The sequence below is a fragment of the Streptomyces sp. NPDC107550 genome (assembly GCF_055639095.1).
In genome coordinates this window covers 355,811-379,757 of sequence record NZ_JBVKBC010000004.1, presented here as the reverse complement: position 1 = coordinate 379,757, position 23,947 = coordinate 355,811, and the positions used below count along the sequence as shown (strand labels likewise).

Genomic DNA, 23,947 nt, shown 5'->3' with positions numbered 1-23,947 from the left:
GAGCTAGTTGACGTTCACGGCGGTCCAGGCGGCGGCCACGGCCTTGTACTCGGCGGAGCTCGCCCCGTACAGGTCGGTCGCCGCCTTGAGGGTGGCGGTGCGGGCGCCCGCGTAGTTCGTGGACGAGGTCATGTACGTGGTCAGCGCCTTGTACCAGACCTGCACGGCCTTGTCCCGGCCGATGCCGGTGACCGTCGAGCCGTTGTACGTGGGCGAGTTGTAGGAGACGCCGTTGACGGTCTTGGCGCCGCTGCCCTCGCTGAGCAGGTAGAAGAAGTGGTTGGCGACGCCCGAGGAGTAGTGCACGTCGAGGCGGGAGAGCGTGCGCGACCAGTAGTCGGCGCTGGCGCCGTCCTTGCTCGGCTTGTCCATGTACCGCAGCGGCGAGCCGTCGCCGTTGATGTCGATCTTCTCGCCGATGAGGTAGTCGCCCGGGTCGGCGGCGGTGTTGGAGTAGAACTCCACGGCCGTGCCGAAGATGTCGGAGGTAGCCTCGTTCAGCCCGCCCGACTCCTTGCTGTAGGTCAGCTTGGCGGTGGACGCGGTCAGGCCGTGGCTCATCTCGTGGCCCGCGACGTCGAGCGCGGTCAGCGGGTGCTGGTTGCCGACGCCGTCGCCGTACGTCATGCAGAAGCAGCTGTCGTCCCAGAACGCGTTGACGTACGCGTTGCCGTAGTGGACGCGCGAGTAGGCGGCCTTGCCGTCGCCCGCGATGCCGTTGCGGTTGAACGCGGACTTGTAGAAGTCCCAGGTCTCGGCGGCCCCGTACGCGGCGTCCACGGCGGCCGTCTGACGGTTGGCGGCGGTGCCGTCGCCCCACGTGTCGTCGGCGTCGTGGAAGAGGGTGCCGGTGCCGGTCGAGCCGCCGTTCAGGTCGTACGTCTTGTGGCCGCCGCGCCCGGAGTCCGTCAGGTCGTAGCCGCCCGACGCGGAGGCCGTCGTGCCGAGGGAGACCGTGCCGCTGTACTCGCTGACGCCCGTGCCCGTGTCGATGGCCTGGTAGCGGTACAGCTCCTTGCCGCTGCGCGCGTCCGTGACGACATGCAGCTCGCTGGGCGTGCCGTCCTTCTGCGTGCCGGTGACGACGCTCTCGTAGGCGAGGACCGGGGCCTTCGCCGGTTCGGCCGCCCACACGACCTTGCGCGTGGCGGACGCGGCGGCGCGCTTGACGCCCTCGTCGGCGCGGGCGGCGGCCACCGCCGACTTCTTCGCCGAGGCCGGGCCCCGGGCGGCGTCCGTAGACGCCACGGCTATGGAGCCCTTGCGGGCCTTCGTCGTGCCCTTCAGGTCACCGTTCTTCGCGGTGTGCACGACGAGGTCGCCGCCGAGGACGGGCAGTCCGTCGAAGGTGCGCTCGTAGCGGGTGTGCGTGGTGCCGTTCGCGTCCTTGATCACGTCACGGGCGACGAGCTTCTCGCCGGACGCGAGGCCGAGGCGGTGCGCGGTGGCCGGGGCGCCGGTCTGCGCCGCCTTGAGGGCACCGGCCCGCTGGGACGCGCTGAGGGGGAGGGCGGTGGCGCCCGCGGCGCGGTGGGCGGTGGCGGCGGACGCGGGGCTGATGCCGGCCTGCACGCCGAGGGCGACCATCGCGGCGGAGGCGACGAGGGCGGCGAGGCGGGGAGCGGTGGAGCGCTTGGTCACTCGGACTCCTTCAGGGACCCCTGTGGGGGAGGGTGCGTGGGGGGTGCGGGGAGAGACTGGCACCGGACACCGGACGTTTGACAGGCCGCCGTCAAAGTTTTGCCAGTTCATGCCCGACCCCGCACCGAAAGCGTCCGGATACCGGTCGCCCCGCCCGCGCGGCCGGGGAGTGTGCCCAGGCCCGCACACGCGAAAACCCCGGCGGCACAAGGCCGTTGCCGGGGTTCTCGGGCGCGGGTGCGCGCGCTCGCGTCAGCGCTCGCCGTACGCGTCCAGCTCCGCGAGGAAGCGGTCACGTACCGCCGGGGACGCCCACGAGATACCGATCGCGTTGCGCTGGAGGCGGATCAGGTCGGCGTCGGTGAGCGCGGCGGGCTCGGCGCGCAGCACGGCCAGGTTCTCGGCGACGTAACCGGGGAAGTAGGCCGGGTCGTCGGAGTTCACCGTGACCTTGATGTCCGCATCCAGCAGGGCGCGGATCTCGGCGGCCTTGAGACCGTCCGTGACATGGGAGTTGGAGATCGGGCAGACGGTCAGGCCGAGGCCCTTGTCCCGGATCGCGGCGAGCAGCGCCGGGTCCTCCAGGGCGTTGACGCCGTGGTCGATGCGGTCGACGCCGATCTCCTCGATCACCTGCCGGATGTGCTCGGTGGAGTTCTCCTGGTCCACGTCGCAGTGCATGGTCAGGCGGTAGCCCTCGGCGCGGGCCCGCGCGAACACCTCGCGGAACTTCACCGGCGGGTTCCCGGCCTCGTCCGAGTCGAGCCCCACCCCGATGATCCACTCCTTGTACGGGAGCGACTGCACCAGCGTCGCCATGGCGAACTCCGCCTGGAAGTCCCGCAGGAAGCACATCACGAGCCGGCCCGTGAACCCGGTCGCGCGCTCCGCGTCGTCGAGCGCCCGCGTCAGGCCCCGGATCACGGTGTCGAAGGAGACACCGCGCGCGGTGTGCGCCTGCGGGTCGAAGAAGATCTCCGCGTACCGCACGTTCTGGCTGTGCGCCTTCGCCGCGTAGGCCGCCGCGAGGTCGTAGAAGTCCTGCTCGGTGCGGAGCACGGTCATGCCCTCGTAGTACACCGCGAGGAAGCCGGGCAGGTCGTCGAAGTCGTACGCGGCACGCAGCGCGGCCTCGTCGGCGTACGGCAGCTCGATGCCGTTCCGCTCGGCCAGCGCGAACTTCAGGCCGGGCTCGAGGGTGCCCTCGATGTGCAGGTGCAGCTCGCACTTGGGCAGGCCCGCGACGAACGCGTCGACAGTCGTGGTCATGGGTGAACTCCTCCGCGTGTCAGGTCAGTTGGCGGCCGGGGCGACGGGCGCGGCGGCCGGGTCGAGGATGTCGACGACGTCCTGCGAGTGGTAGTTGACGACCCCGAGGTCGGTGACCGCGTACTCGGGGATCGCGGTGATCTCCAGGAAGATCAAGTAGCCGAACGCGGACGGCAGTTCACAGCCGAGCGCCCGCGCCGCCGCCTCCAGGCGGTCCTCGGCGGCGGCCATCTCCTCGGGCGCGAGGTCCGCGACGATGCCCGCGACGGGCAGCGGCAGGAACTCCTTGATCTCGCCGTTCTCCACGACGACCTGACCGCCGCCGTGCGCGGAGATGTGGTTGACCGCCAGCGCGAGGTCGGCGCGGTCGGCGCCCACGGCCACGATGTTGTTGTCGTCGGGCGCGGCCGAGGACGCGATGGCGCCGGAGCGCAGGCCGAAGCCGTTGATCATCGCGGTGACGGTCGCGCCGTCGTTCTTCCCGTACCGCTCGGAGACCGTCACGTACAGCGCGTCCCGCTCCACGTCGGCGCGGACCGTGCCGTTGACCACCGGCAGGTTCATCGGCACGCCCTTGCGCACGAACGGCACCGTGCGGTCCATCTCCACGACCAGCACGTCGGCGCGCTCACCAGGGGCCCGTACGCCGATGGCCTCGGCGGTGACCGGCGCGACCCGGAAGGCGGGGGAGAGGGCGGCGGACCGCTCGGGCGCGACCGGCGCCTTCAGGGTGCGGCCGTGCTCGGCGACCAGCTCGCCGCGCGCGAAGACCCGCTCCACGACGAACGACTCGGGCGAGTCGACGATCAGCACGTCGGCGTAGCGGCCGGGCGTGATCGAGCCGACGAGATGGTCGATGCGGTACATCTCCGCGCAGTTGAGCGTCGCCATCTGGATCGCCTCGACCGGCTTGACGCCCGCCTTGATCGCCATGCGGACCAGCTTGTCGAGGTGGCCCTCGCGGATGATGTCGGCGACGTGCATGTCGTCGGTGCAGAAGCCGACGCGGCGCGACTGGGCGCCGAACTCGGTGACCGTGCGCACGTTCTCGTTCATGAAGTGCGCGACGGACGACTCGCGGATCAGCAGCGACATCCCGGCGCGCAGCTTCGTCAGCGCCTCCTCGGCGGTGTAGCTCTCGTGGTCGAGGCGGACACCGGCGGCGGACAGCGCGTTGATCGTGGTCGGCGAGGCCATCGGGGCGCAGCCGAAGACCGGCAGCCGGTTGCGGTGGGCGAGTTCGAGGGCGGCGAGGACCTTCTCGTCGCGGTTGAGGACGAACTCGGCGACGGTCTCCCACACGCCGAAGCAGTCCGCCGCGCCCTGCGCCTCCGCGTGGTCCTCGGGCCCGAAGCGGAAACCGACGGTCGTCTCGGGCAGCGTGTACGGCGTCTTGAACGGCGCGCCCCAGAAGATCTTCATCGGGGAGGCGTCGGCCTCGCGCAGCGCTTCCCGTACGCCCTCGGGCCCGGCGACGACGAGGAACTGGTCGAGCCCGGAGATCACCGAGGTCGTCCCGTACCGGACGGCCGCGTCGGCGAACATCGTCACCGACAGCTTCGAGCACTCCAGGTGCAGATGCCCGTCGATCAGACCCGGGGTGAGGTACTTGCCGGTCGCGTCGACGATCTCCGTGTCCGGACCCTCGTACGCGCCGACGTCACCGGTCGCGGCGATCCGGTCGCCGGTGATCGCCACGTCGGCGGGGTAGACCTCGCCGGTGCAGACGTTGACGAGCCGCCCGCCCCGGATGATCCGGTCGGCCTTGACGACTCCTTCACCGGCGTCGATGAGCTGGCGGAGGGTGGGCTGATGCGGCTGGTTCACGGGGGATCGTCTCCTGGGGACGTACGGGGGGGTGGGGGAGGGGAGTTCAGGGGGACGGGGGCGCGGGGGCGGCCGTAGTGGTTTACCGGTTCAGGTCAGGCCCGTACGGTCCGCTCGGCCTCGGCGCGGACCGTGTGGCGGGCCAGCAGCCAGTAGGCGAGGCCCGCGACGAGGGCGCCGGCGAAGACCGACAGGTCGAGGCCCCCGGCCGCGTCGGAGAGCGGGCCGGTGAAGACGGTGGAGTCGACCCAGAGGACGGCGGCGGCGAAGCCGAGCAGCACCGCGATCAGACCGGCGGGCCGGAAACCGCCCTTGTGCCAGTACATGCCGGGCGCGCCGCTCTCCTTGGGGAAGAGGGACGGCACGTCGTAGCGGCCCCGGCGCAGCGCCCAGTCGGTGAGGTAGACGGCCGCCCACGGGCCGAGCCAGAGCACGATGAGGCTGAGGAAGTTCGACAGCAGGGTGTAGAAGTCGGCGGAGAAGACGGCCCACAGGGTGATCGCCGTGCACAGGCTCAGGTCGATGAAGACGACCATCCAGCGCTTGATCGGGATGCCGACGGCGAGCAGGTTCAGGCCCGAGGAGTACATGTCCGTGGTGTTCACGGCGAGCAGCGAGACGATCGCCAGCAGCAGGTACGGGGTGGTGAACCAGCCGGGCAGGATCTCGGGCAGGCCTGAGATCGGGTCGGCGGCCTTGGTGGTGGCGGTGGCGACGGCCGCGCCGAGGATCTGGAGCAGGATGTTAGGCACCATGCCGCCGAGCGCGGCGCACGCGAACACCTTGCGGGGCGCGGAATCGGCGGGCAGGTAGCGGGAGTAGTCGCTGCCCATGTCGGCCCAGGACAGGCCGCCGGACGCGGTGACCATGGCGAGGACCAGGGAGACGGTCACGAGCGAGGGCGCCGGGCCGTGCGAGGCGAAGTCGGCCTTCGGGAAGACCAGGACGGCCATGACGGCGAACATCGCGGCGAAGATCCAGGCGAAGTACTTCTGCACCTTCATGATCAGGTGGTAGCCGGAGAGCGGCAGCAGCATCTGGAGCCCGGCGGCGACCGCGATGACCAGCAGTTTCACCGGGTTCGTGGTGGTGATCCCGGCCTGGTCGAGCAGGGCGAGCCCGGCGAGGACGATCAGCACCATGCCGCCCGCCTCGAAGCCGACCAGCATGACCCAGCTCAGCAGCGCGGGCAGCTTGCCGCCGCGCGGGCCGAACGCGGCGCGCGAGACGGAGTGCGTCGAGGTGCCGGTGCGCGGGCCCTGGAGGCTGGTGAGGCCGGTGACGGCGAACCCGATGACGTTCCCGGCGACGATGAGCGCGACCGCGTACCAGAAGGAGAGGCCGAAGCTGACGACGAGGGCGCCGTAGACCACGGTGAACACGGTGGTGTTGGTGCCGGCCCACAGCCCGAACAGGCGGCTGGGGCCGCCCTGGCGTTCGGCGTCGGGGACGGCGTCGATACCGCGCTGCTCCACGGTGAACACGGAGGTCGTGCCGGGCCCCTCCTGCGGTGCGGGGGCGTCGGGAGCGGCTGGGGCGGGCGGGGCGGAGCGGGTGGCCTCGGCCATGGCGGCAGGCGTCCTTTACGGGGGTGAGCGGGTGCCTAAACGTTTTGGCATCGGGCCGGGCGCCATTGCCCAAACGTTTTGGCGATGGTTCGGAAGGTACTGCCTAAACGTTTTGGCAGTCAATCGGTAAGCTCGCGGTCATGTCAGACGTCACAGGGGCAGGGTCGCGGGGTGCGCGGGGCGCGCGGGGTGCTTCCGCGGCTGGGGGGCGAGGAGCGGGGTCGGAGCCGGCGCCGGGCTCCGGGGCGGCGCCGGGCTCCGGGCCGGGTTCGGGTTCGGGTTCGGGGCGCAAGGGGGCCGGTGGGGGTGGCGGGCTGCGGGAGGTCGCGCGGCGGGCCGGGGTCTCCGTGACCACCGCGTCCCACGCGCTCAACGGCATCGGCCGCGTCGGCGCCGAGACCCGCGAACGCGTCCTCGCCGTCGCCCGCGACCTCGGCTACCGCGCCAACCCCAACGCCCGGGGCCTGCGCGGCGCCCGTACCGGCCTCATCGGGCTCACGCACCGCACCGCCGTCGAGGGCGGCATCACCGACATCGAGTACTTCGTCAAGATCGTCAACGCGGCGACCTGGACCGCGATGGACCGCGACTACTCCCTCGTCCTCGTCCCGCCCTCCCTCGACGGGCGGCCCTTCGACTCCCTGCCGCTCGACGGCACGATCGTCATCGACCCGCTCACCGACGACCCGCTGCTGACGCGGCTTGCCGCGATGGGCGTGCCCGTCGTCACCACGGGGCGCGATCTGTCCCGTAAGGACGCGTTCCCCTGGGTCGACAACGAGCTGTCCACCTGCGCGCTCGCCGCGCTCGACCATCTCGCCTCCACCGGGGCGCGGCGCGTCGGGCTGCTCACCGGGTCCACCGGGCAGTCCTACGACGAGGACGCGGTGCGGGCGTACCGGGAGTGGTGCGGGCGTACGGGGCGGCCCGTGCTGCTCGATCACGCGGAGCCGGGGACGGACTCGACGGATGCGGCTCGGCGGTTGTTGTCCCGGGGGGACCGGCCTGACGCGCTGTATGTGGTGATGGAGAAGTTCGGGTTCGCCACGTTGGCCGTCTGCCGGGAGCTGGGGCTTTCCGTTCCGGAGGATGTGCAGATCGTGGTGGGGGCGGACGGGGAGTTCGCGCGGAGCGCCCGGCCGGCGCTTACGGCGTTGGATCTTGATCCGGCGTCGATCGGGCGGCAGGCGGCGGAACTCTTGATGGACCTCATCGAGAGGCCCGGGGGACCGGGGCCGACGGGGCCGGCGGGGGCCGGGGTGCCGGAACACCGGTTGGTCCCGGCGAAACTCCTGCCCCGGGACTCCACGCGGCCCTGAGCGGGCGGCTTGTCGCCGGGTGCGGATGTCGTCGTGGCCGGTCGCGCAGTTCCCCGCGCCCCTCAGGGAGTCGGCCTCAGCGCCAACTCCCAGCCTCTCCGGCGATTGAGGAGCGGGGCTTGGGGCGGAGCCCCAGAGTGCGGGGTGCGTTGTGGCTGGGCGCGCAGTTCCTCGCGCCCCTTAGGGAGTTGGCCTCAGCGCAAACTTCCAGCCTCTCCGGCGATTGAGGAGCGGGGTCTGGGGCGGAGCCCCAGGGTTCAGTGCCGGGTGCGCTGTGGCTGAGCGCGCAGTTCCCCGCGCCCCTGGCGGGGCTGACCTCAGCGCCGGTCAAGCGCCGGAGGGGCTTGAGATGGACGGCACGGGCAGCCCCGTAAGGGGCGCGGGGAACTGCGCGACCAGCCCGCCACCGGGCCGCACCGGACGTAAGACCTCACCCGCCACCCCCGGAGGGAAACGCGATGGACGGAGCCCATCCGGGACGCGAGCATGCCCACGCGGCCCCCCGAGCGATCGGCACCCCCAGATGACCGCCCCGGGCCGGGCCGGCCGGTGATGCGGCGCGGCCCGCCCGGTGAACTCACCGGCCTGGGTCAGACGTTGACGCCGAAGTCCTGCGCGATGCCGACGAGGCCCGACGCGTAACCCTGGCCCACCGCGCGGAACTTCCACTCCGCGCCGTTGCGGTAGAGCTCGCCGAAGACCATCGCCGTCTCCGTCGCCGCGTCCTCGGACAGGTCGTAGCGCGCGATCTCGGCGCCGCCCGCCTGGTTGACGATGCGGATGTACGCGTTGCGCACCTGGCCGAAGTTCTGCGAGCGGGTCTCCGCGTCGTAGATCGAGACCGGAAAGACGATCTTGTCGATGTCGGCGGGCAGCGCCGCCAGGTTCACGTTGATCGCCTCGTCGTCGCCCGCGCCCTCACCGGTGCGGTTGTCGCCGGTGTGCACGATGGACTGGTCCGGCGTCTGCTTGTTGTTGAAGAAGACGAAGTGGCCGTCCGAGTAGACCTTGCCCTCCGCGTTCACGGCGATCGCCGAGGCGTCGAGGTCGAAGTCGGTGCCGGTGGTGGTGCGGACGTCCCAGCCGAGGCCCACGGTGACGGCGGTCAGGCCCGGAGCCTCCTTGGTGAGCGAGACGTTGCCACCCTTGGACAGGCTTACAGCCATTGCGGGAGTCCCTTCCCTCGTTACATGCGCGGGGTGCGCGGTGCGTAGATGCGTGGTGCTTGTGCGTAGCCGAAGCTACCCGTACCCCTAGGAACGCGAGGAGGGGTGCCGGAGGTTCCCTTTCGCTTTACGTTCTTTACCCGGCCGAAAACGGGGTGACGGCCGGGTCGTGGCCAAGGGACCATGGGGGCATGTCCGGTCCCTATCCCGTCCGCGGCTCGGTCGTCCTCCCGGAGGCCGAGCTGATCTGGCGTTTCTCGCGGTCCTCGGGGCCGGGCGGGCAGCATGTGAACACCAGCGACTCGCAGGTCGAGCTGCGGTTCGACCTCGCGGCGACGAAGGCGCTGCCCGAGGTGTGGAAGGCGCGGGCCCTGGAGCGGCTCGCGAGCCGTCTCACCGACGGGGGCGTGATCGCCGTACGCGCTTCGGAGCACCGCTCACAGTGGCGCAACCGGGAAGCGGCCGCCGTCCGTCTCGCCGCGCTGCTGGCCGAGGCGACCGCCCCGCCGCCCAAGCCGCGCCGCGCCACCCGCGTCCCGCGCGGGATCAACGAACGCAGGCTGCGCGAGAAGAAGGCCCGCGCCCAGACCAAGCGGGGGCGCTCCGGCCGCGACTGGTAGCGAGCGGCGACCTCCCTGACGGGCCTCCGCACATCCCCGTCCGGGGCGACCGACCCCCGCCCGCCCCGGAAAGCGCCCCTCACGCCCCGGCGTCGGCCGCGGCCAGCGTCTCCTCGATCTTGCGGATCATCTCCGTGACCGCAGGGCCCGCCGGCTTGCCGTCCGCGTCCGCCGCCGAGGCGAGCGCCGTGCCGACGATCCGGCGGAACTCGGCCGCCAGCGCCGGGTCCTGCTCGGCGAGCAGGCGCATCGAGGCGGTCAGCGCCGGCAGGACCGTGTCGGCGAGCTGCGCGACCGTCGAGCCGCCGAGGTCGCCGACCTTGCCGCGCGCCCCGAGGACGTGTCCGACCGGGCCGGTCGCGGAGGTGAGGGCGATGCTGCCCCGGGTGGCGGTCTTGTGCGGGGAGCGGGCGTCGGCCGCCGCGACCAGCGAGACGGCGCCGTAGGCGGCGGTGCGCAGGGTCAGCTTGTCCTGGGTGGTGAGGTCGAGCGTCATGGCGGTTTCTCCTCGGTGTGGCGGGCCCGGTGCCTGGTGGCTTGCGGCCTCCGTGTGACACCGACAGTGCGCCCGCCCGCTTTCACCGGGGTTTCAGGCCGCCTTCAGTCGCCGCCGGTTCAGCCGAGGTGGCGGTAGCGGCCCCGGAAGTACAGCAGCGGCCCGCCCGTCTCGCTCGGCAGGGCCGCGCCGAGTACCCGCCCGATGACCAGGGTGTGGTCGCCCGCCACGACCCGCTGCTCGGTACGGCACTCCAGCGTGGCGAGCGCGCCGCCCACCAGGGGAGCGCCGGTGTGCTCCCCGCGTACGTACGGGATGTCCTCGAAGAGGAGACGGTCGCTGAGGCGGCCCTTCATGGCGAAGCGGCCCGCGATGTGGCTCTGGGACTCGGCCAGCATCGACACCGCCCACAGCGGCTGCTCCTCCAGGAGGTCGTCCATGCGGGAGCCGTTGCGCAGGGAGACGAGGACGAGCGGCGGGTCGAGGGAGACCGACATGAACGCCGTCGCGGTCATCCCCGCGTCCTCGCCGACCGGGCCGTCCGGGTCGAGCGCCGGCTCGTGCGCGGTCAGCAGGACGACGCCCGCCGCGAGACGGGACAGGGCGGCACGGAACTCGTCGTTGCTCACTCCCTCAGCATGCCCGGAAGGGGTGGGGGACATGGGGGACGCGGGAGTGGGCAGGGACGCTTGGGCAGGGGGAGTCTTCAACACGAGGTCGACGCTAACGGGGCGGCGCGGCGCCCCGCATCGGGCCCACGGCCGAGGCCGGTCCTAGGACCTGGGGCGATTAGTGTGACTTGAGTCACAGGGGGGCTTTTTTGTTGACCCTGTGTACCGGGTGGACAGCTCGCTGTGATTCAGTGGCGGTCGACACTGCGAAATGAACGTGCTGCTGCACGTGCGCACGAGAGAGCCGATCGAATTCTGGAGTGCTGTCGAGGTCTCGGGGAGAACTGAGCATGGAGACCGAGTCGGAGCCCTACGTCCGTCTTGCGACCCTGCGCCAGTTGCATCAGGTCATGGCGGACATGAACACGGCCCGCAGCCTGGCGGACACCCTCCAGACCGTCGCCGACGGCGTGGTCGAAGGGCTCGGCTACGAGCTGGCCTGCGTCAACCTCGTCCGGCCCGACGGTGACCTCGTCGTCGCCGCCTTCGCGGGCAACTCCGTCGCCGAGGCCCTGATCACCGGCCGCGTCGGCTCCCGCGCCTCCTGGGACCGCCGGCTGAGCATGGGCGAGGCATGGGGCGAGCTGCGCTTCATCCCGTACACCGAGGGCTGGATACTCGACGAGGACGACGTGCCGCAGTGGTTCACCGACGGCCCGCCGCCCCGCTTCGAGGACGAGTGGCACCCCTCCGACCGCCTCTTCGCGCCGATGTACTCGCCCACCCCCGAGTCCGCGCGCGCGGGCGGCCTCCCCTCCGGCTCCTTCGGCGGCGAACTGCTCGGCGTGATCTCCGTCGACCGCCCTCGCAACGGACGCAGGCCCGGCGCCTGGGGCCGCGAAGCCCTCCAGATGTACGCCTTCCAGGCCGCCATCGCCATCAGCAACGCCCGCCTGCGCTCCAACATGCAGCGCGCGCTGATACGCCTGGAACGCGAACAGCAGGCGCTGCGCGCCAGCGAGGAGAGCTTCCGCCAGGCCTTCGAGTACGCGCCCTCCGGCATGGCCATCGCCGAGATGGGCGGCGACCAGCACGGCCGCATCCTGCGCACCAACGACGCCCTGTGCCGGCTGCTCGGCCGGCCCGCCGCCGCGATGCGCCGCTACTCCTTCTCCGACCTCGTCCACCCCGAGGACATCGGCACCCTGCTGCGCACCTCCGCCGAGGGCGGCCGCGCCGAACTGCGGCTCGGGCGGCGCGACGGCACGTACGTCTGGGTCTCCCTGCGCAACTCGGTGGTCGCCGACGCCACCGACGGGCCGCGCTTCCTGCTCACGCACGTCGAGGACATAGAGGAGCGCAAGCGCCGCGAGCTGCAACTCGCCCACCGCGCCTCGCACGACTCCCTGACCGGCCTGCCCAACTCCGCCGAGCTGCGCTCCCGCCTCGCCGCCCGCCTGTGCCGCCGCCCGCAGGAGCCCCGGCCCAGCGCCATCGACTCCCTCGACGCGGCCTACGGCGACCATCCCGCCGGGCACGACGGCTACGACTTCGCGGCGGCCGCGACCGCCGCGCACCAGTCCGGGATCTACGACGCGTTCGACGGCTTCGACCACCATGTGCACGTCATCGCGCCCGAGGACGACGGGACCGGCGCCGACGACGGCACCAAGGGCCTCGCCGTCCTCTTCTGCGACCTCGACGGCTTCAAGTCCATCAACGACCGCTTCGGGCACAACGCGGGCGACGCCGTCCTCATCGAGGTCGCCCGCCGGCTGACCAGCGGCGTACGGGACGGGGACACGGTCGCCCGGCTCGGCGGCGACGAGTTCGTCGTCCTCGCCGACGGACTCGGCCGCGCCGACGCCCAGGACCTCGCCGTCAGGTTGCGGAACGCCATCATTCCGCCGATCCGTGTGGACGGCCGGGCGGTGCGCGTGGGCGCCAGTTTCGGCATCGGCTGGGCGCACTGCGGGATGACCGCCGAGGAAGTGCTGCAATCCGCTGACCAGCGCATGTACGTGGAGAAAAGATCACGTGCCAAGCAGCACCGGCGCGCGGGCTGACCTCGTAGGACGCCCTGCGCACCCGGTACCGGTGAGGCGAGGGCCACCCCTTGGGGCCGCGCGCAGCGGGTACGCTCGCCCCGGTAGGCACACGTGTAGGGAGTGATCAGGGATGGCGCCCGGCAACAACGGCGCGAGCACCACGCCCGAGGACGACGACCCGTTCGGCTATCTGTACGCCGACGGGCAGGCGGCCGGGGCGACCCCGCCCAGCGGTGGGGGCGGCGGTTACGGCTACCCGAATCCCCGTACACCCCGTTCCTCGTACAACCACGTCCGGGCGGTGGGCGAGCGCCAGTACGGGCAGCAGACCCAGGCGGCCCAGGCGTACCAGCAGCAGCCGCAGGCGTACCAGCAGCCGAACGCGCACTACCAGGCGCCGGAGACGGTCGCCGGTGCCGGGGCGGCGAACCGGCCGGGCGGGCCGCAGCAGGCGCAGGGCGGGGGCGGCCGGGGGCGCGGGCCGAACACGAAGGCGCTGCTGATCGGCGCGGTGGCCGTGGTCGCCGCCGTCGTCATCGGCATCGGCGTCGCCATGATCAGCAGCGACTCCGGCGACGACAAGAACGCGGACGCGGGCGCCAAGCCCAGCGCTTCGCAGTCCGCCAAGCCGAGCAAGGAGTCCTCGCCGTCGCCGACGAAGGCGGCCTCGGCCGACCTGCCGAAGACCGACGCGAAGGCGCTCAAGCTGGACGGCGGCACGGTCACCGCCTCCGACGTCAAGGGCGCGAAGTCCGACGGCGGGGTCTATGTCGCGGGGTTCAACAAGGTGGGCGCGAGCGTCACCTGGACCGTGGACAACATCCCGAAGGACGGCACCTACCGCCTGTACGTCAACTACGGCGTGCCCGGCAAGGACTCCGACGCCACGATCAACGTCAACGGCACCAAGCAGTCCCGCCCGTTGAACATGACGAACTTCGCGCACGCCCCCGAGGGCGACTGGGAGAAGGGCTGGACCAACACCTGGGCCCTGGTCCGGCTCACCAAGGGGACCAACGCGATCTCGGTCGCCTGCGAGGACGGCAACCACTGCGACGCCAACCTCGACCAGATGTGGCTCACTCCCCAGGGCGGCTGACCACCCCTGTCCTGACCGGTACGGCGGGGCGGCCCGCCGGCGCTCATCCCGCGTCGAGCCGCTCCGCCACCGCCACCTCGCCCACCAGCGCCTCATAGGCCGCCCGGTCGAACTCGCCGGCCGCCGGGGCGAGCACCGTCGCCGCCGACAGCGCCACCGCCCGCGCGAGCCGCTCGGGCCAGGCGAGCCCCTCCACCTGCGCGGAGAGCAGGCCCGCGACCGCCGAGTCGCCCGCGCCCGTCGGATTGCCCGCCAGCTTCTCCACGGCGGGCGCCCGCCACTCGCCGTCCGGGGTGAGCGCGCACAGCCCCTCCGCGCCCAGCGAGGCCACCACGGCGTGCGCGCCGCGCCTGCGCGCGTCCTTCATCGCCCGCAACGGCTCGTGGAAACCGGTGAGTTCGGCCAGCTCGTCCGCGTTCGGCTTGACCAGGTCGGGGCGGGCCGCGATGCCCCGGCGCAGCGGCTCCCCGCTCGTGTCGAGCAGCACCGGCACCGACGCGGCCCGCGCCGCCCGTACGAGCGTCGCGTACGCGTTCACGGGGACGCCCGGCGGGAGGCTGCCGCACAGGGCGACCATGGAGGCGTCGCGCAGCAGTTCCCCGTACGCCTCCTGGAAGGCGGTCCACTCGGCGGGGGAGACCAGCGGGCCCGGCTCGTTGAGCTGGGTGGTGTCGCCGGTGGAGGCGTCGACGACGGCGATCGTGCGCCGGGTCGCGCCCGCCACGGGGACGAGCGCGTCGGTGAGGCCGTGCTCGCCGCGCAGCCCCTCGCGCACCTGCGCGCCGGTCGCGCCGCCCGCGAAGCCCGTCACGGTCGCCGCGTGGCCGAGGGCGGCGAGGACACGGGCCACGTTCAGGCCCTTGCCGCCGGGGCGCTCGGTCACGTCGCTGACGCGGTGTGAGGCGTGCGGGCGCAGCGCGCCGACCCGGTACGTGATGTCGAGTGCCGTGTTCAGCGTGACCGTGAGGATCACCGGTCCGCACCCCCTTCGAGCTGTCGCGTACGCGCGGTGACGGGGTTCGATCATGCCAAAGCCGGGGCGGGCGGCCCAGACCTCGGGCCCCGCCGCCCCGGCGCCCCGGCGGGCACCGGTGCTCTCAGGGCTGCCGGACGCCTTCGGGGGCGACGATCCACTCGCCCTTGCGCATGACGCCCTTGAGGTCGAACCCGGCGTCCAGGACGACGAGATCGGCGTCCTTGCCGGGCTCCAGGGAGCCGACGCGGTCGTCGACGCCCAGCAGCCGGGCCGGGTTCGCGGAGATCGCCCGCACGATGTCCTCGACGGGCAGCTTGTCGATGGTCGCCGCCCGCTTGAACGCACGGTCCAGGGTGAGCGTGGAGCCCGCGATGGAGCCGCCCTCCACGAGCCGCGCCACGCTGTCCTTCACCTCGACCTCCATCGGGCCGAGCATGTACCGCCCGTCGCCGAAGCCGGCCGCGTCCATCGCGTCGGTGATGAAGGCGACCTTGCCGGAGCCCTTGTGGTGGAAGGCGAGTTCGAGCGCGGCCGGGTGCAGGTGCGTACCGTCGTTGATCAGCTCGACGGTGATCCGGTCGTCCTCCAGGAGCGCGGCGATCGGGCCGGGCGCGCGGTGCCCGAGCCCCGGCATCGCGTTGTAGAGGTGGGTGGCGACGGTGGCGCCCGCGTCGATGGCCTCGACGGTCTGCTCGTACGTGGCGTCGGTGTGGCCGATCGCGGCGATCACCCCGTGTTCGGCCAGCAGGCGTACGGAGTCGACGCCGCCGGGCAGTTCGGTGGCGAGGGTGACCATCTTGGCGGTGCCGCGCGCCGCGTCGATCAGCTTGCGGACCTCGGCCGGGTCGGGGTCGCGCAGCAGCGTCTCGTCGTGGGCGCCCTTGCGGCACGGCGAGATGAACGGGCCCTCGAAGTGCAGGCCGGCCAGCTCGCCCTGCTCGGCCAGCTCCGACAGCTCGCCCGCGCGCCGCACGAGGAAGTCCATGTCGCCGGTGACCAGGGACGCGACGACGGTCGTCGTGCCGTGCTCGCGGTGGGTGCGGATGCCCTTGAGGACCTCGTCGGTGGTGCCGGAGGTGAAGGACGCGCCGCCGCCGCCGTGGTTGTGCATGTCGACGAAGCCGGGCACCACCCAGTGGCCGGACAGGTCGACCGTGGCGGCGCCGTCGGGCGTGGACCCGGCGATGCGCGTGCCGTCGACGACGACGCGTCCGTCGGTGACGGTGCCGGTGGGCAGCACCACCCGGGCACCGGCGAGCACCTTTGCTGTGGCCATCAGGCGGTTACCTCCGTGTTGTCGTCGTTGGCGTCTTCGGCGCCGGCGAGAAGGTCCCAGGCGAGGAGCCCCGCGCCCAGGCATCCGGCGGTGTCCCCGAGGACGGCCGGGACGATCGCGGGGAGCGTCTGGAACGTCACGCGTTCCGCGACGGCCGCCCGCAGTGGTGTGAACAAGGTTTCCCCGGCCTCGGCCAGACCGCCACCGATGATCAGGGTGCGGGGGTCCAGCAGAGTGAGGGCGAGCACCAGGCCGTCGGCGAGCGCGTCCACCGCGTCCTGCCAGACCTTGGCGGCGAGCGGGTCGCCCGCGTCGACGGCCCGCGCGCAGTCGGCGGCGGTGGCGTCCGGGTCGCCGCTCACCTCCTGCCAGGCGAGGGTGACGGCGGAGGCCGACGCGTACCGCTCCAGGCAGCCGCGCTGGCCGCAGCCGCAGGGCACGCCGCCGGGCCGCACGACGACATGGCCGATCTCGCCGGCCGAGCCGTGCGCGCCGGGCTCGATACGGCCGTCGATGCCGATGGCGCCGGCGATCCCGGTGCCCAGCGGCACGAACAGGAAGCGGTCGGCGTCGCGGCCCGCGCCGAGCCTGCCCTCGCCGAGTCCGCCGGTGCGCACGTCGTGGCCGAGGGCGACGGGGACGCCGCCGAGCCGCTCGCTGAGCAGCGCCCGCATGGGCACGTCCCGCCAGCCGAGGTTGGCGGCGAACAGGGCGACGCCGGCGTTCTCGTCGACGACTCCGGGGACGGCGACCCCGGCGGCGGCGGCCGGCTCGCCGTAGTGGGTCTCGCCGTGGGCGCGCAGGTCGGCGGCGAAGTCGAGGATGCCGGCCACGACCGCCTCGGGGCCGCGCTCGCGTCCTGTCGCCCGGCGGGCCTGGTGCAGCAGTGTGCCGTCGGCGCCGACCAGGGCGGCCTTCATCCCGGTGCCGCCCACGTCGAGGGCGATGACATGTCTCACGGGCACCAGTCTCGCGCGTACCCCCATAAAAGGTCTAGTCCACTTGCACGGATCTTGCGTGAGACCGTACGAATCTTGCGTGCGGGCCGCTGCTGACCGGCTCTGTTGCGGAAGTGAGATCTAGGTGGTGTAGACCTTAGGGTTCGGGGTTCGCGGACATCTGAGGGTGGGAGACAGCGGTGCAGCGGCACATCACCGGTCTGACGGCGGCGGCGGCCGCCCTGTGCATGGCGGGCACGCTCACCGCCTGCGGCGCCACGGGTTCGGGCGACGTCACCCTCAAGCTCGTCGCCGCCGACTACGGCGACTCCTCGCGCGACAGCACGCAGAAGTACTGGGACGCGCTGACCGCCGCGTTCGAGAAGGACCACCCCGGCATCAAGGTCGACGTCTCCGTCTACTCCTGGAACGACGTCGACGCCAAGGTCAAGAAGATGGTCGACGCGGGCGACGCCCCCGACATGGCCCAGATCGGCGCCTACGCCGACTACGCCGCCGCCGGCAAGCTCTACCCCGTCTCCAGCGTCCTGAGCGTGCCCACCGAGGCCGACTTCCTCACCCCGCTCGCCGACGCGGGCAAGGTCGCCGGCACCCAGTACGGCATGCCGTTCGCCTCCTCCACGCGGCTGCTGTTCTACAACAAGAAGCTGTTCAAGGACGCCGGCATCACCCCGCCCACCACCTGGGACCAGCTCGCCTCCGACGCCCGCGCGCTCAAGGACCACGGCGTGAAGTACCCGTACGCGCTGCCCCTCGGCTCCGAGGAGGCGCAGGCCGAGACCATGATCTGGATGCTCAGCGGCGGCGACGCCTACACCGACGACGTCGGCTCCTACACCCTCGACTCCAAGCGCAACGTCGCCACCTTCGACTGGCTGAAGAACGACCTCGTCGCCAAGGGCCTCACCGGGCCGACCCCGCCCGGCAAGCTCAACCGGGCCGACGCGTTCGACGCGTTCGCCAAGGGCGAGGTCGGCATGCTCAACGGGCACCCCACCCTCATGCGGACGGCCGCGGGCAAGGGCGTCGACTACGGCACCGTCCAGCTCCCCGGACCCGACGGGCCCGCCAAGTCCACGATGGGCGTCGCCGACTGGATGATGGCCTTCAAGCAGGGCGGCCACCGCAAGGAGATCGGCACCTTCCTCGACTACGTCTACGACGAGAAGAACGTCCTCGACTTCTCCCGCGAGTACGACCTGCTCCCCGTCACCAACAGCGCCTCCCAGGCCATGGCCGACGCGCCCCGCGACAAGAAGCTCTGGCCCTTCCTCAAGAGCCTGCCCACCGCCGAGATCTACCCCGTCGGCAAGACGTCCTGGGCCTCCGTCAGCGCCGAGATCAAGCGCCAGATCGGCGCGGCCGTCGCCCCGGCGGGCAGCCCCGCCGCCGTCCTCGGCCGCATCCAGAACCAGGCCGCGGCGGCGGAAGCGGCCGAGTAGCCTGACCGGCATGGACACCAGGCCCCCGCTCGGCGAGCGCGAGCGCGCGGTGCTCGACTTCGAGGGCCGCGGCTTCGAGACGCCCGGCGCCAAGGAGCGCGCCATCCGCGAGGAACTCGACCTCGCGCCCGTGCGCTACTACCAGCTCCTCAACGCCCTGCTCGACGACGAACGCGCCCTCGCCCACGCGCCCGTCACCGTCCACCGGCTGCTGCGGGTGCGCGAGGAGCGGCGGCGGGCCGCGTCCGGCAGCGACTGACGCGGGCCGGGCCGGCGCGGGCTATCGTCGTCGCATGGCCAGCTACCAGGACGCAATCAGCACCGCCGCGGGCCGCGAGGGGCTCGCCGCGATCACCGCCCGCCCCGAGCGCAGCGTCATCGCCCTGGACTTCGACGGCACCCTCGCGCCCATCGTCGACGACCCCGACCAGGCGCGGGCCCACCCGGACGCCGTGCCCGCCCTCGCCGCGCTCGCCCCGCGCGTCGCCTCCGTCGCCGTCATCACCGGCCGGCCCGCCGGGGTCGCCGTCCGGCACGGCGGCTTCGCGGGCGTCCCCGGCCTCGACCACCTCGTCGTCCTCGGTCACTACGGAGCCGAACGGTGGGACGCCCGCACCGGTGAGGTCAGCGCGCCCGCGCCGCATCCCGGGGTCGCCGCCGTCCGCGCCGAACTGCCCGGCCTCCTCGAACAGGAGGGGCTGTGGCACGACACGTACGTCGAGGAGAAGGGGCGGGCCCTCGCCGTCCACACCAGGCGGGCGCGGGACCCTCGCGGGGCGTTCGAGGCACTGCGCGAGCCGCTCGCCTCCCTCGCCGCGCGGCACGGGCTCGTCGTCGAACCCGGGCGGTACGTGCTCGAACTGCGGCCCCCCGGGGTCGACAAGGGGGTCGCGCTCCTGGAGTACGTCCATGAAATGGGCGCCGAGTCGGTCCTCTACGCCGGCGACGACCTGGGCGACCTTCCCGCGTTCGCGGCGGTGGAGAAGCTGCGGGCGGAGGGGGTGGCGGGGCTGCTCGTGTGCAGTGGCAGTGCGGAGGTCACGGAGCTGTCGTCCCGGGCGGACCTCACGGTTTCCGGCCCGGAGGGAGTGACGGCGCTCTTGACGACCCTGACGACAGCGCTGCCCGCGCCCTGACGGTGTTTTTCCCAGCGCCCTTGAGGTTGTCGTTCACCTTCCGCCCGGTGGTGGGCTGGTCGCGCAGTTCCCCGCGCCCCTTCGGGGCACGACCGTGCATTGTCGTCTGCGGCCCGGTGGGGCTTCTCGCGCAGTTCCCCGCGCCCCTGAGGGAGCGGGGCTGCGCCCCTGCTCCCCAGGGGAGGAGGTGGCGACGCAGTCGCCCCTCCGGCTCCCTCCGGGGGGAGGGTGCGACGCAGTCGCCCCGACAGGGGCGCGGGGAACTGCGCGACCAGCCACGACGAAAGCCGAGGAAACCCACCGGCCGGAGCCACCCACTCACCCAGGGGCGCGGGGAACTGCGCGACGTTCAGGTCAGCGGGCCTCGACTGGGGAACTCCCTAGGGGCGCGGGGAACTGCGCGATCAGCCACGACGAAAGTCGAGGAGACCCGCCGGCCGGAGTTACCCGCCCGCCCCTGACGGAGTCACTCGTCGCGGAGTGCATGGAGTTGCGCCAAGAACCAGTCCCCCGGAGGGAGTTGCGTCGCCGCCGCAGCCAACCTCTTCGTCCGCTCCCCCCGCTCGGCGCCCCCCATCTCCAGCCCGACCCCCAACGCCTCAGCCGTCCCGGCGACATCGAACGGGTTCACCACGAGCGCGTCGTCCCCGAGTTCCTCCACCGCCCCCGCCTCCCGCGAGAGCACCAGCGCACACCCCGCGTCGGAGACCACCGGCACCTCCTTGGCGACGAGGTTCATCCCGTCCCGCACGGGGTTGACGAGCGCCACGTCCGCCAGCCGGTACGCCGCGAGGGAGCGCGCGAAGTCGTCCTTCACATGGAGCACGACCGGCGTCCAACCCTCCGTACCGAAACGGGAGTTGATCTCCTCCGCGACCCGGGACACCTCCGCGGTGTAGTCGCGGTACACGGCGAGGTCCTGCCGCGAGGGGTAGGCGAAGGCGACATGCACGACCCGCTCGCGCCACTCGGGCCGGGTCTCCAGGAACAGTTCGTAGGCCCGCAGCCCGCGCACGATGTTCTTGGACAGCTCCGTGCGGTCCACCCGCACGATCACCTTGCGCCCCGCACCGACCTGCTCGCGCAGCGCGGCCAGCCGCTCCTCCACGTCGTCCCGGTGCGCCCGCTCCCGCAGGAAGTCCGCGTCGGCGCCGAGCCCGTGCACCCCGATCCGGGTGCCGGACGTGCCGCCGAGCAGCCGCGTACAGCACTCGGTGAACGCGTCAGCCCAGCGCCCCGTGAGGAACCCGAGCCGGTCCGCGCCGAGCATGCCCCGCAGCAGTTGCTCCGCGATGTCGTCCGGCAGCATCCGGAAGTAGTCGACGGGCGCCCACGGCGTGTGCGAGAAGTGCCCGATGCGCAGGTCCTCGCGCAGCTCCCGCAGCATCCCCGGCACCAGCGCCAGGTGGTAGTCCTGCACGACGACGGTCGCCTCAGGCGCCGCCTCCTGCGCCAGCGCCTCCGCGAACGCCCGGTTGAACGCCTCGTACGAGGCCCACTGCCGCCGGAACTCCGGCCCGAACGACGGCTCGAGCGGCGTCTGGTACAGCATGTGGTGCACGAACCACAGCACGGAGTTGGCGATGCCGTTGTAGGCGTCCGCGTGCACGTCCGCCGGAATGTCCAGCATCCGGACACCCGGCTCGTTCACCCCGCGCCGCACGGCCTCCCGGTCGGCGTCGGAGAGCGCCGCGCACACCCAGAGCTTGTCCTCGACGACACTCAGCGCGGAGACGAGACCACCGCCCCCGCGCTTCGTCTCGATCCCGCCGTCGTCGCCGACGGCATAGGAGACCGGGCCGCGGTTGGACGCGACGAGAACCTGAGCTGCACCTTGCGTGATCCCCATACCGCTCACGCTAGCCCGGCCCGTAACGGTTCAAACGTGCGAAAGGTCCCGCGTGCCGCGCCCGCCCCCGTATCAGGCCACCCGGCGCGCCGCGTACTCCGCGATCTGAGCCATCGGCGGCCGCTCCTCCGTGTCCACCTCGTGCGTGCGCGGCTCGAACCCCTTCTCGCCGCGCTCGAACTGCGTCAGCACCGGCCGCACCAGATGCCCGCGGGCGAGCCGCAACTGGGCCGTGCGGTAGATCGCCGCCGCCATCCGGCCGAGCGCCTGCCCGTCCTGGTGCCGGTGCAGCCGCACACCGACGTCCACCTGCGCGAGCGCGTCCAGGCCCACCGTGTGCAGCGCGTCCACCAGCAGCCCCAGCTCCACCCCGTACCCCACCGGGAACGGCAGCCTCTCGAGCAGCGAGCGGCGCGCGGCGTACTCACCGCCCAGCGGCTGTACGAAACCGGCCAGGCGCGGCCAGTGCAGATTGAGCAGCGGGCGCGCCATCAGCTCCGTCACCCGCCCGCCCTGCCCGGCGGCCTCGCCCAGCGGCCGGTCGTACATCGCCTTGACGAGCTGCACGTCCGGGTCGGTCAGCAGCGGCCCCACGATCCCCGACACGAAGTCCGCCGAGAACTCCCGCAGGTCCGCGTCGACGAAGCAGACGATGTCGCCGGAGGTCACCAGCAGCGAGCGCCACAGCACCTCGCCCTTGCCGGGCCGCGCCGGTATCCGGGGCAGGATCGCGTCCCGGTGCACGACCCGCGCCCCGGCGGCGGCGGCGACCTGCGCGGTGCGGTCCGTGGAGCCGGAGTCGATCACCACCAGCTCATCCACCAGCGGCACCGCCGGGGTCATCAGCTCCCGGCGGATCACCGCGACGATCTCGCCGACCGTCTCCTCCTCGTCGAGCGCGGGCAGGACCACGCTGACCCGCCGGTCCGAGGCCCGTTTCGCGGCCACGAGCTGCGCAAGCGGCCGGTCGGCCACGGACCAGGAGCGCCTGCTCAGCCAGCGCTCGACCTCTTCCAGCACGGTCGGAGCCTCCCGTATGTGATCCATCTCGCGGTTCGGACGACTATCTCAAGCGTCCGGAGCTTCGGTTACAGTCTTGAACAACGCCGGTGCCCGTCGCATGTCGGGGTCCAGGCGTCCACAACCGCAGCACACAACCGCATACCGCTCATCCAGAGGGGCAGAGGGACACGGCCCGTTGAAGCCCCGGCAACCCTCCAGCCGGTCTCGTAGGACACCGCACTGTCCGCAGCGAGGCTCCCGGCTAGGGAAGGTGCCAAATCCGTCTCGTGACGAGATGCGTCACGAGGAAGATGAGGAGAAAGGGCCTCGCCTCCATGGCTGTTCAGACCGTTGCGACCGAATCCACGACGACCTCCGTCGATCTCGGCCCCGCCTGTGGACTCTCCTGCCGCGAGTGCGGCGCCACCGTGCCCCTCGGCCCGGTCTTCGCCTGCGCCGAGTGCTTCGGCCCCCTCGAAGTCGCCTACGAGCTGCCCACGGGCGACCCCGAGTCCCTGCGCAAGCGCATCGAGGCCGGCCCCGCGAACATCTGGCGCTACGCACCGCTGCTGCCCGTCCCCGCCGACGTCGCCGACAAGCCGAACCTGAACCCCGGCTGGACGCCCCTCGTCAAGGCCGACAACCTCGCCCGCGAGCTGGGCGTCGAACAGGGCCGCCTCTACGTCAAGGACGACTCCGGCAACCCCACGCACTCCTTCAAGGACCGCGTCGTCGCCCAGGCCATCGAGGCCGCCCGCGCCTTCGGCTTCACCACCCTGTCCTGCTCCTCCACGGGCAACCTGGCCGGGGCCGTCGGCGCCGCCGCCGCCCGCGCCGGCTTCCGCTCCTGCGTGTTCATCCCGCACGACCTGGAGCAGGGCAAGGTCGTCATGGCCGGGGTGTACGGCGGTGACCTCGTCGCCATCGAGGGCAACTACGACGACGTGAACCGCTTCTGCTCCGAGCTGATCGGCGACCCGCTCGGCGAGGGCTGGGGCTTCGTCAACGTCAACCTGCGGCCGTACTACGGCGAGGGCTCCAAGACCCTGGCGTACGAGATCTGCGAGCAGCTCGGCTGGGAGCTGCCGGACCAGCTCGTCATCCCGATCGCGTCCGGCTCCCAGTTCACGAAGATCGACAAGGGGCTCAAGGAGCTGATCGCCCTCGGCCTCGTCGAGGACAAGCCCTACAAGCTGTTCGGCGCCCAGGCCGAGGGCTGCTCGCCGGTGTCGGTCGCGTACAAGGCCGGGCAGGACGTGGTGCGCCCGCAGAAGCCGAACACGATCGCCAAGTCCCTCGCCATCGGCAACCCCGCCGACGGCCCGTACGTCCTCGACATCGCGCGCCGCACGGGCGGTGCCGTGGAGGACGTCACCGACGAGCAGGTCGTCGACGCGATCAAGCTGCTGGCGCGCACGGAGGGCATCTTCGCGGAGACCGCCGGCGGGGTCACCCTCGGCGTCACCAAGAAGCTCATCGAGGCCGGCCTCATCGACCCGTCCCTCACCACGGTCGTCCTGAACACCGGCGACGGCCTCAAGACCCTCGACGCCGTCGCGGAGACCTCGCAGGCCACCGCCACCATCCGGCCCTCGCTCGACGCGTTCCGCTCCGCCGGGCTCGCCGGCTGAGAACCCCGCCCC

Annotated in this window: 20 protein-coding genes and 1 riboswitch; of the genes, 8 read left to right on the top strand and 12 right to left on the bottom strand. The window is 72.3% G+C overall.

The genetic code is table 11. From position 1 onward, the window contains the following. Nucleotides 1-3 precede the first annotated feature (3 nt). The 4 genes from ACZ7LY_RS08845 to ACZ7LY_RS08830 all read right to left on the bottom strand — a co-directional run bounded on the left by ACZ7LY_RS08845 (nt 4) and on the right by ACZ7LY_RS08830 (nt 6,305). On the bottom strand, nt 4-1,587 hold the full coding sequence (locus tag ACZ7LY_RS08845) for a M4 family metallopeptidase (protein WP_471623860.1): 1,584 nt from the start codon (nt 1,585-1,587) through the stop codon (nt 4-6). Nucleotides 1,588-1,893: 306 nt separating this feature from the next. Further along, nucleotides 1,894-2,910: an adenosine deaminase gene (gene add / locus ACZ7LY_RS08840; RefSeq protein ID WP_471623816.1), complete on the bottom strand. Its 1,017-nt coding sequence runs from the start codon at nt 2,908-2,910 to the stop codon at nt 1,894-1,896. A 24-nt stretch (nt 2,911-2,934) separates the two neighbouring features. Beyond that, a complete protein-coding gene (locus ACZ7LY_RS08835) occupies nt 2,935-4,737 on the bottom strand; it encodes an adenine deaminase C-terminal domain-containing protein (RefSeq protein ID WP_471623815.1) in 1,803 nt (600 codons plus the stop codon). A 95-nt stretch (nt 4,738-4,832) separates the two neighbouring features. Then, nucleotides 4,833-6,305, bottom strand: coding sequence for a purine-cytosine permease family protein (locus ACZ7LY_RS08830; RefSeq protein ID WP_471623814.1), 1,473 nt, complete (start codon nt 6,303-6,305; stop codon nt 4,833-4,835). Between the two features lie 314 nt (nt 6,306-6,619). On the opposite strand from ACZ7LY_RS08830, the gene ACZ7LY_RS08825 reads away from it, so the two are divergent. Continuing rightward, the gene (locus ACZ7LY_RS08825) at nt 6,620-7,624 is read left to right on the top strand and encodes a LacI family DNA-binding transcriptional regulator (RefSeq protein ID WP_471623859.1); all 1,005 of its coding nucleotides are present in this window, start codon (nt 6,620-6,622) and stop codon (nt 7,622-7,624) included. A 590-nt stretch (nt 7,625-8,214) separates the two neighbouring features. On the opposite strand, the gene ACZ7LY_RS08820 is transcribed toward ACZ7LY_RS08825, so the two are convergent. Then, complete coding sequence (locus ACZ7LY_RS08820) at nt 8,215-8,790, bottom strand: TerD family protein (protein ID WP_471623813.1); 576 nt, start codon at nt 8,788-8,790, stop codon at nt 8,215-8,217. A 191-nt stretch (nt 8,791-8,981) separates the two neighbouring features. On the opposite strand from ACZ7LY_RS08820, the gene arfB reads away from it, so the two are divergent. After that, nucleotides 8,982-9,410, top strand: coding sequence for an alternative ribosome rescue aminoacyl-tRNA hydrolase ArfB (arfB, locus tag ACZ7LY_RS08815; RefSeq protein WP_471623812.1), 429 nt, complete (start codon nt 8,982-8,984; stop codon nt 9,408-9,410). Between the two features lie 79 nt (nt 9,411-9,489). Here arfB and ACZ7LY_RS08810 read toward each other — a convergent pair whose 3' ends face one another. Both ACZ7LY_RS08810 and ACZ7LY_RS08805 read right to left on the bottom strand, forming a co-directional pair. After that, on the bottom strand, nt 9,490-9,906 hold the full coding sequence (locus ACZ7LY_RS08810; protein WP_471623811.1) for a hypothetical protein: 417 nt from the start codon (nt 9,904-9,906) through the stop codon (nt 9,490-9,492). A gap of 119 nt (nt 9,907-10,025) precedes the next feature. Then, the gene (locus ACZ7LY_RS08805; protein ID WP_471623810.1) at nt 10,026-10,568 is read right to left on the bottom strand and encodes a flavin reductase family protein; all 543 of its coding nucleotides are present in this window, start codon (nt 10,566-10,568) and stop codon (nt 10,026-10,028) included. Nucleotides 10,569-10,867: 299 nt separating this feature from the next. Between ACZ7LY_RS08805 and cdgB the strand changes: the two genes are divergently transcribed. Then, complete coding sequence (gene cdgB / locus ACZ7LY_RS08800) at nt 10,868-12,583, top strand: diguanylate cyclase CdgB (RefSeq protein WP_471623809.1); 1,716 nt, start codon at nt 10,868-10,870, stop codon at nt 12,581-12,583. Between the two features lie 112 nt (nt 12,584-12,695). Beyond that, on the top strand, nt 12,696-13,664 hold the full coding sequence (locus tag ACZ7LY_RS08795; protein ID WP_471623808.1) for a carbohydrate-binding protein: 969 nt from the start codon (nt 12,696-12,698) through the stop codon (nt 13,662-13,664). 43 nt (nt 13,665-13,707) lie between these two features. Here the strand turns inward: ACZ7LY_RS08795 and ACZ7LY_RS08790 are convergent, their stop codons facing one another. The 3 genes from ACZ7LY_RS08790 to ACZ7LY_RS08780 form a co-directional block, all read right to left on the bottom strand. Next, the gene (locus tag ACZ7LY_RS08790) at nt 13,708-14,637 is read right to left on the bottom strand and encodes a 1-phosphofructokinase family hexose kinase (protein WP_471623807.1); all 930 of its coding nucleotides are present in this window, start codon (nt 14,635-14,637) and stop codon (nt 13,708-13,710) included. Nucleotides 14,638-14,761: 124 nt separating this feature from the next. Beyond that, nucleotides 14,762-15,916: an N-acetylglucosamine-6-phosphate deacetylase gene (gene nagA / locus ACZ7LY_RS08785; protein WP_471623806.1), complete on the bottom strand. Its 1,155-nt coding sequence runs from the start codon at nt 15,914-15,916 to the stop codon at nt 14,762-14,764. Then, on the bottom strand, nt 15,916-16,875 hold the full coding sequence (locus tag ACZ7LY_RS08780) for an ROK family protein (protein WP_471623805.1): 960 nt from the start codon (nt 16,873-16,875) through the stop codon (nt 15,916-15,918). The genes nagA and ACZ7LY_RS08780 overlap by 1 nt, the downstream gene beginning before the upstream one ends. A gap of 179 nt (nt 16,876-17,054) precedes the next feature. Between ACZ7LY_RS08780 and ACZ7LY_RS08775 the strand changes: the two genes are divergently transcribed. The 3 genes from ACZ7LY_RS08775 to otsB are packed head-to-tail and all read left to right on the top strand — an operon-like array spanning nt 17,055 to nt 19,453. Beyond that, on the top strand, nt 17,055-18,317 hold the full coding sequence (locus tag ACZ7LY_RS08775) for an ABC transporter substrate-binding protein (RefSeq protein ID WP_471623804.1): 1,263 nt from the start codon (nt 17,055-17,057) through the stop codon (nt 18,315-18,317). Nucleotides 18,318-18,327: 10 nt separating this feature from the next. Next, the gene (locus ACZ7LY_RS08770; protein ID WP_471623803.1) at nt 18,328-18,576 is read left to right on the top strand and encodes a DUF3263 domain-containing protein; all 249 of its coding nucleotides are present in this window, start codon (nt 18,328-18,330) and stop codon (nt 18,574-18,576) included. Nucleotides 18,577-18,610: 34 nt separating this feature from the next. Further along, nucleotides 18,611-19,453, top strand: coding sequence for a trehalose-phosphatase (otsB, locus tag ACZ7LY_RS08765; protein WP_471623802.1), 843 nt, complete (start codon nt 18,611-18,613; stop codon nt 19,451-19,453). Between the two features lie 466 nt (nt 19,454-19,919). Here otsB and ACZ7LY_RS08760 read toward each other — a convergent pair whose 3' ends face one another. Beyond that, nucleotides 19,920-21,302: an alpha,alpha-trehalose-phosphate synthase (UDP-forming) gene (locus tag ACZ7LY_RS08760; RefSeq protein ID WP_471623801.1), complete on the bottom strand. Its 1,383-nt coding sequence runs from the start codon at nt 21,300-21,302 to the stop codon at nt 19,920-19,922. Between the two features lie 72 nt (nt 21,303-21,374). Beyond that, nucleotides 21,375-22,322: a glucosyl-3-phosphoglycerate synthase gene (locus ACZ7LY_RS08755; RefSeq protein WP_471623858.1), complete on the bottom strand. Its 948-nt coding sequence runs from the start codon at nt 22,320-22,322 to the stop codon at nt 21,375-21,377. Nucleotides 22,323-22,467: 145 nt separating this feature from the next. Then, nucleotides 22,468-22,622: riboswitch (SAM riboswitch) on the top strand. Between the two features lie 17 nt (nt 22,623-22,639). Here ACZ7LY_RS08755 and thrC point away from each other — a divergent pair. Continuing rightward, nucleotides 22,640-23,935, top strand: coding sequence for a threonine synthase (thrC, locus tag ACZ7LY_RS08750; RefSeq protein WP_471623800.1), 1,296 nt, complete (start codon nt 22,640-22,642; stop codon nt 23,933-23,935). The last annotated feature ends 12 nt before the right edge of the window (nt 23,936-23,947 follow it).

Coding starts and splice junctions, on each gene's coding strand:
- nagA (WP_471623806.1), bottom strand. CDS start 15,916: ATGGCCACAGCAAAGGTGCTCGCCGGTGCCCGGGTGGTGCTGCCCACC.
- thrC (WP_471623800.1), top strand. CDS start 22,640: ATGGCTGTTCAGACCGTTGCGACCGAATCCACGACGACCTCCGTCGAT.
- ACZ7LY_RS08830 (WP_471623814.1), bottom strand. CDS start 6,305: ATGGCCGAGGCCACCCGCTCCGCCCCGCCCGCCCCAGCCGCTCCCGAC.
- add (WP_471623816.1), bottom strand. CDS start 2,910: ATGACCACGACTGTCGACGCGTTCGTCGCGGGCCTGCCCAAGTGCGAG.
- arfB (WP_471623812.1), top strand. CDS start 8,982: ATGTCCGGTCCCTATCCCGTCCGCGGCTCGGTCGTCCTCCCGGAGGCC.
- ACZ7LY_RS08810 (WP_471623811.1), bottom strand. CDS start 9,906: ATGACGCTCGACCTCACCACCCAGGACAAGCTGACCCTGCGCACCGCC.
- ACZ7LY_RS08760 (WP_471623801.1), bottom strand. CDS start 21,302: ATGGGGATCACGCAAGGTGCAGCTCAGGTTCTCGTCGCGTCCAACCGC.
- cdgB (WP_471623809.1), top strand. CDS start 10,868: ATGGAGACCGAGTCGGAGCCCTACGTCCGTCTTGCGACCCTGCGCCAG.
- ACZ7LY_RS08795 (WP_471623808.1), top strand. CDS start 12,696: ATGGCGCCCGGCAACAACGGCGCGAGCACCACGCCCGAGGACGACGAC.
- ACZ7LY_RS08845 (WP_471623860.1), bottom strand. CDS start 1,587: ATGGTCGCCCTCGGCGTGCAGGCCGGCATCAGCCCCGCGTCCGCCGCC.
- ACZ7LY_RS08805 (WP_471623810.1), bottom strand. CDS start 10,568: ATGTCCCCCACCCCTTCCGGGCATGCTGAGGGAGTGAGCAACGACGAG.
- otsB (WP_471623802.1), top strand. CDS start 18,611: ATGGCCAGCTACCAGGACGCAATCAGCACCGCCGCGGGCCGCGAGGGG.
- ACZ7LY_RS08820 (WP_471623813.1), bottom strand. CDS start 8,790: ATGGCTGTAAGCCTGTCCAAGGGTGGCAACGTCTCGCTCACCAAGGAG.
- ACZ7LY_RS08770 (WP_471623803.1), top strand. CDS start 18,328: ATGGACACCAGGCCCCCGCTCGGCGAGCGCGAGCGCGCGGTGCTCGAC.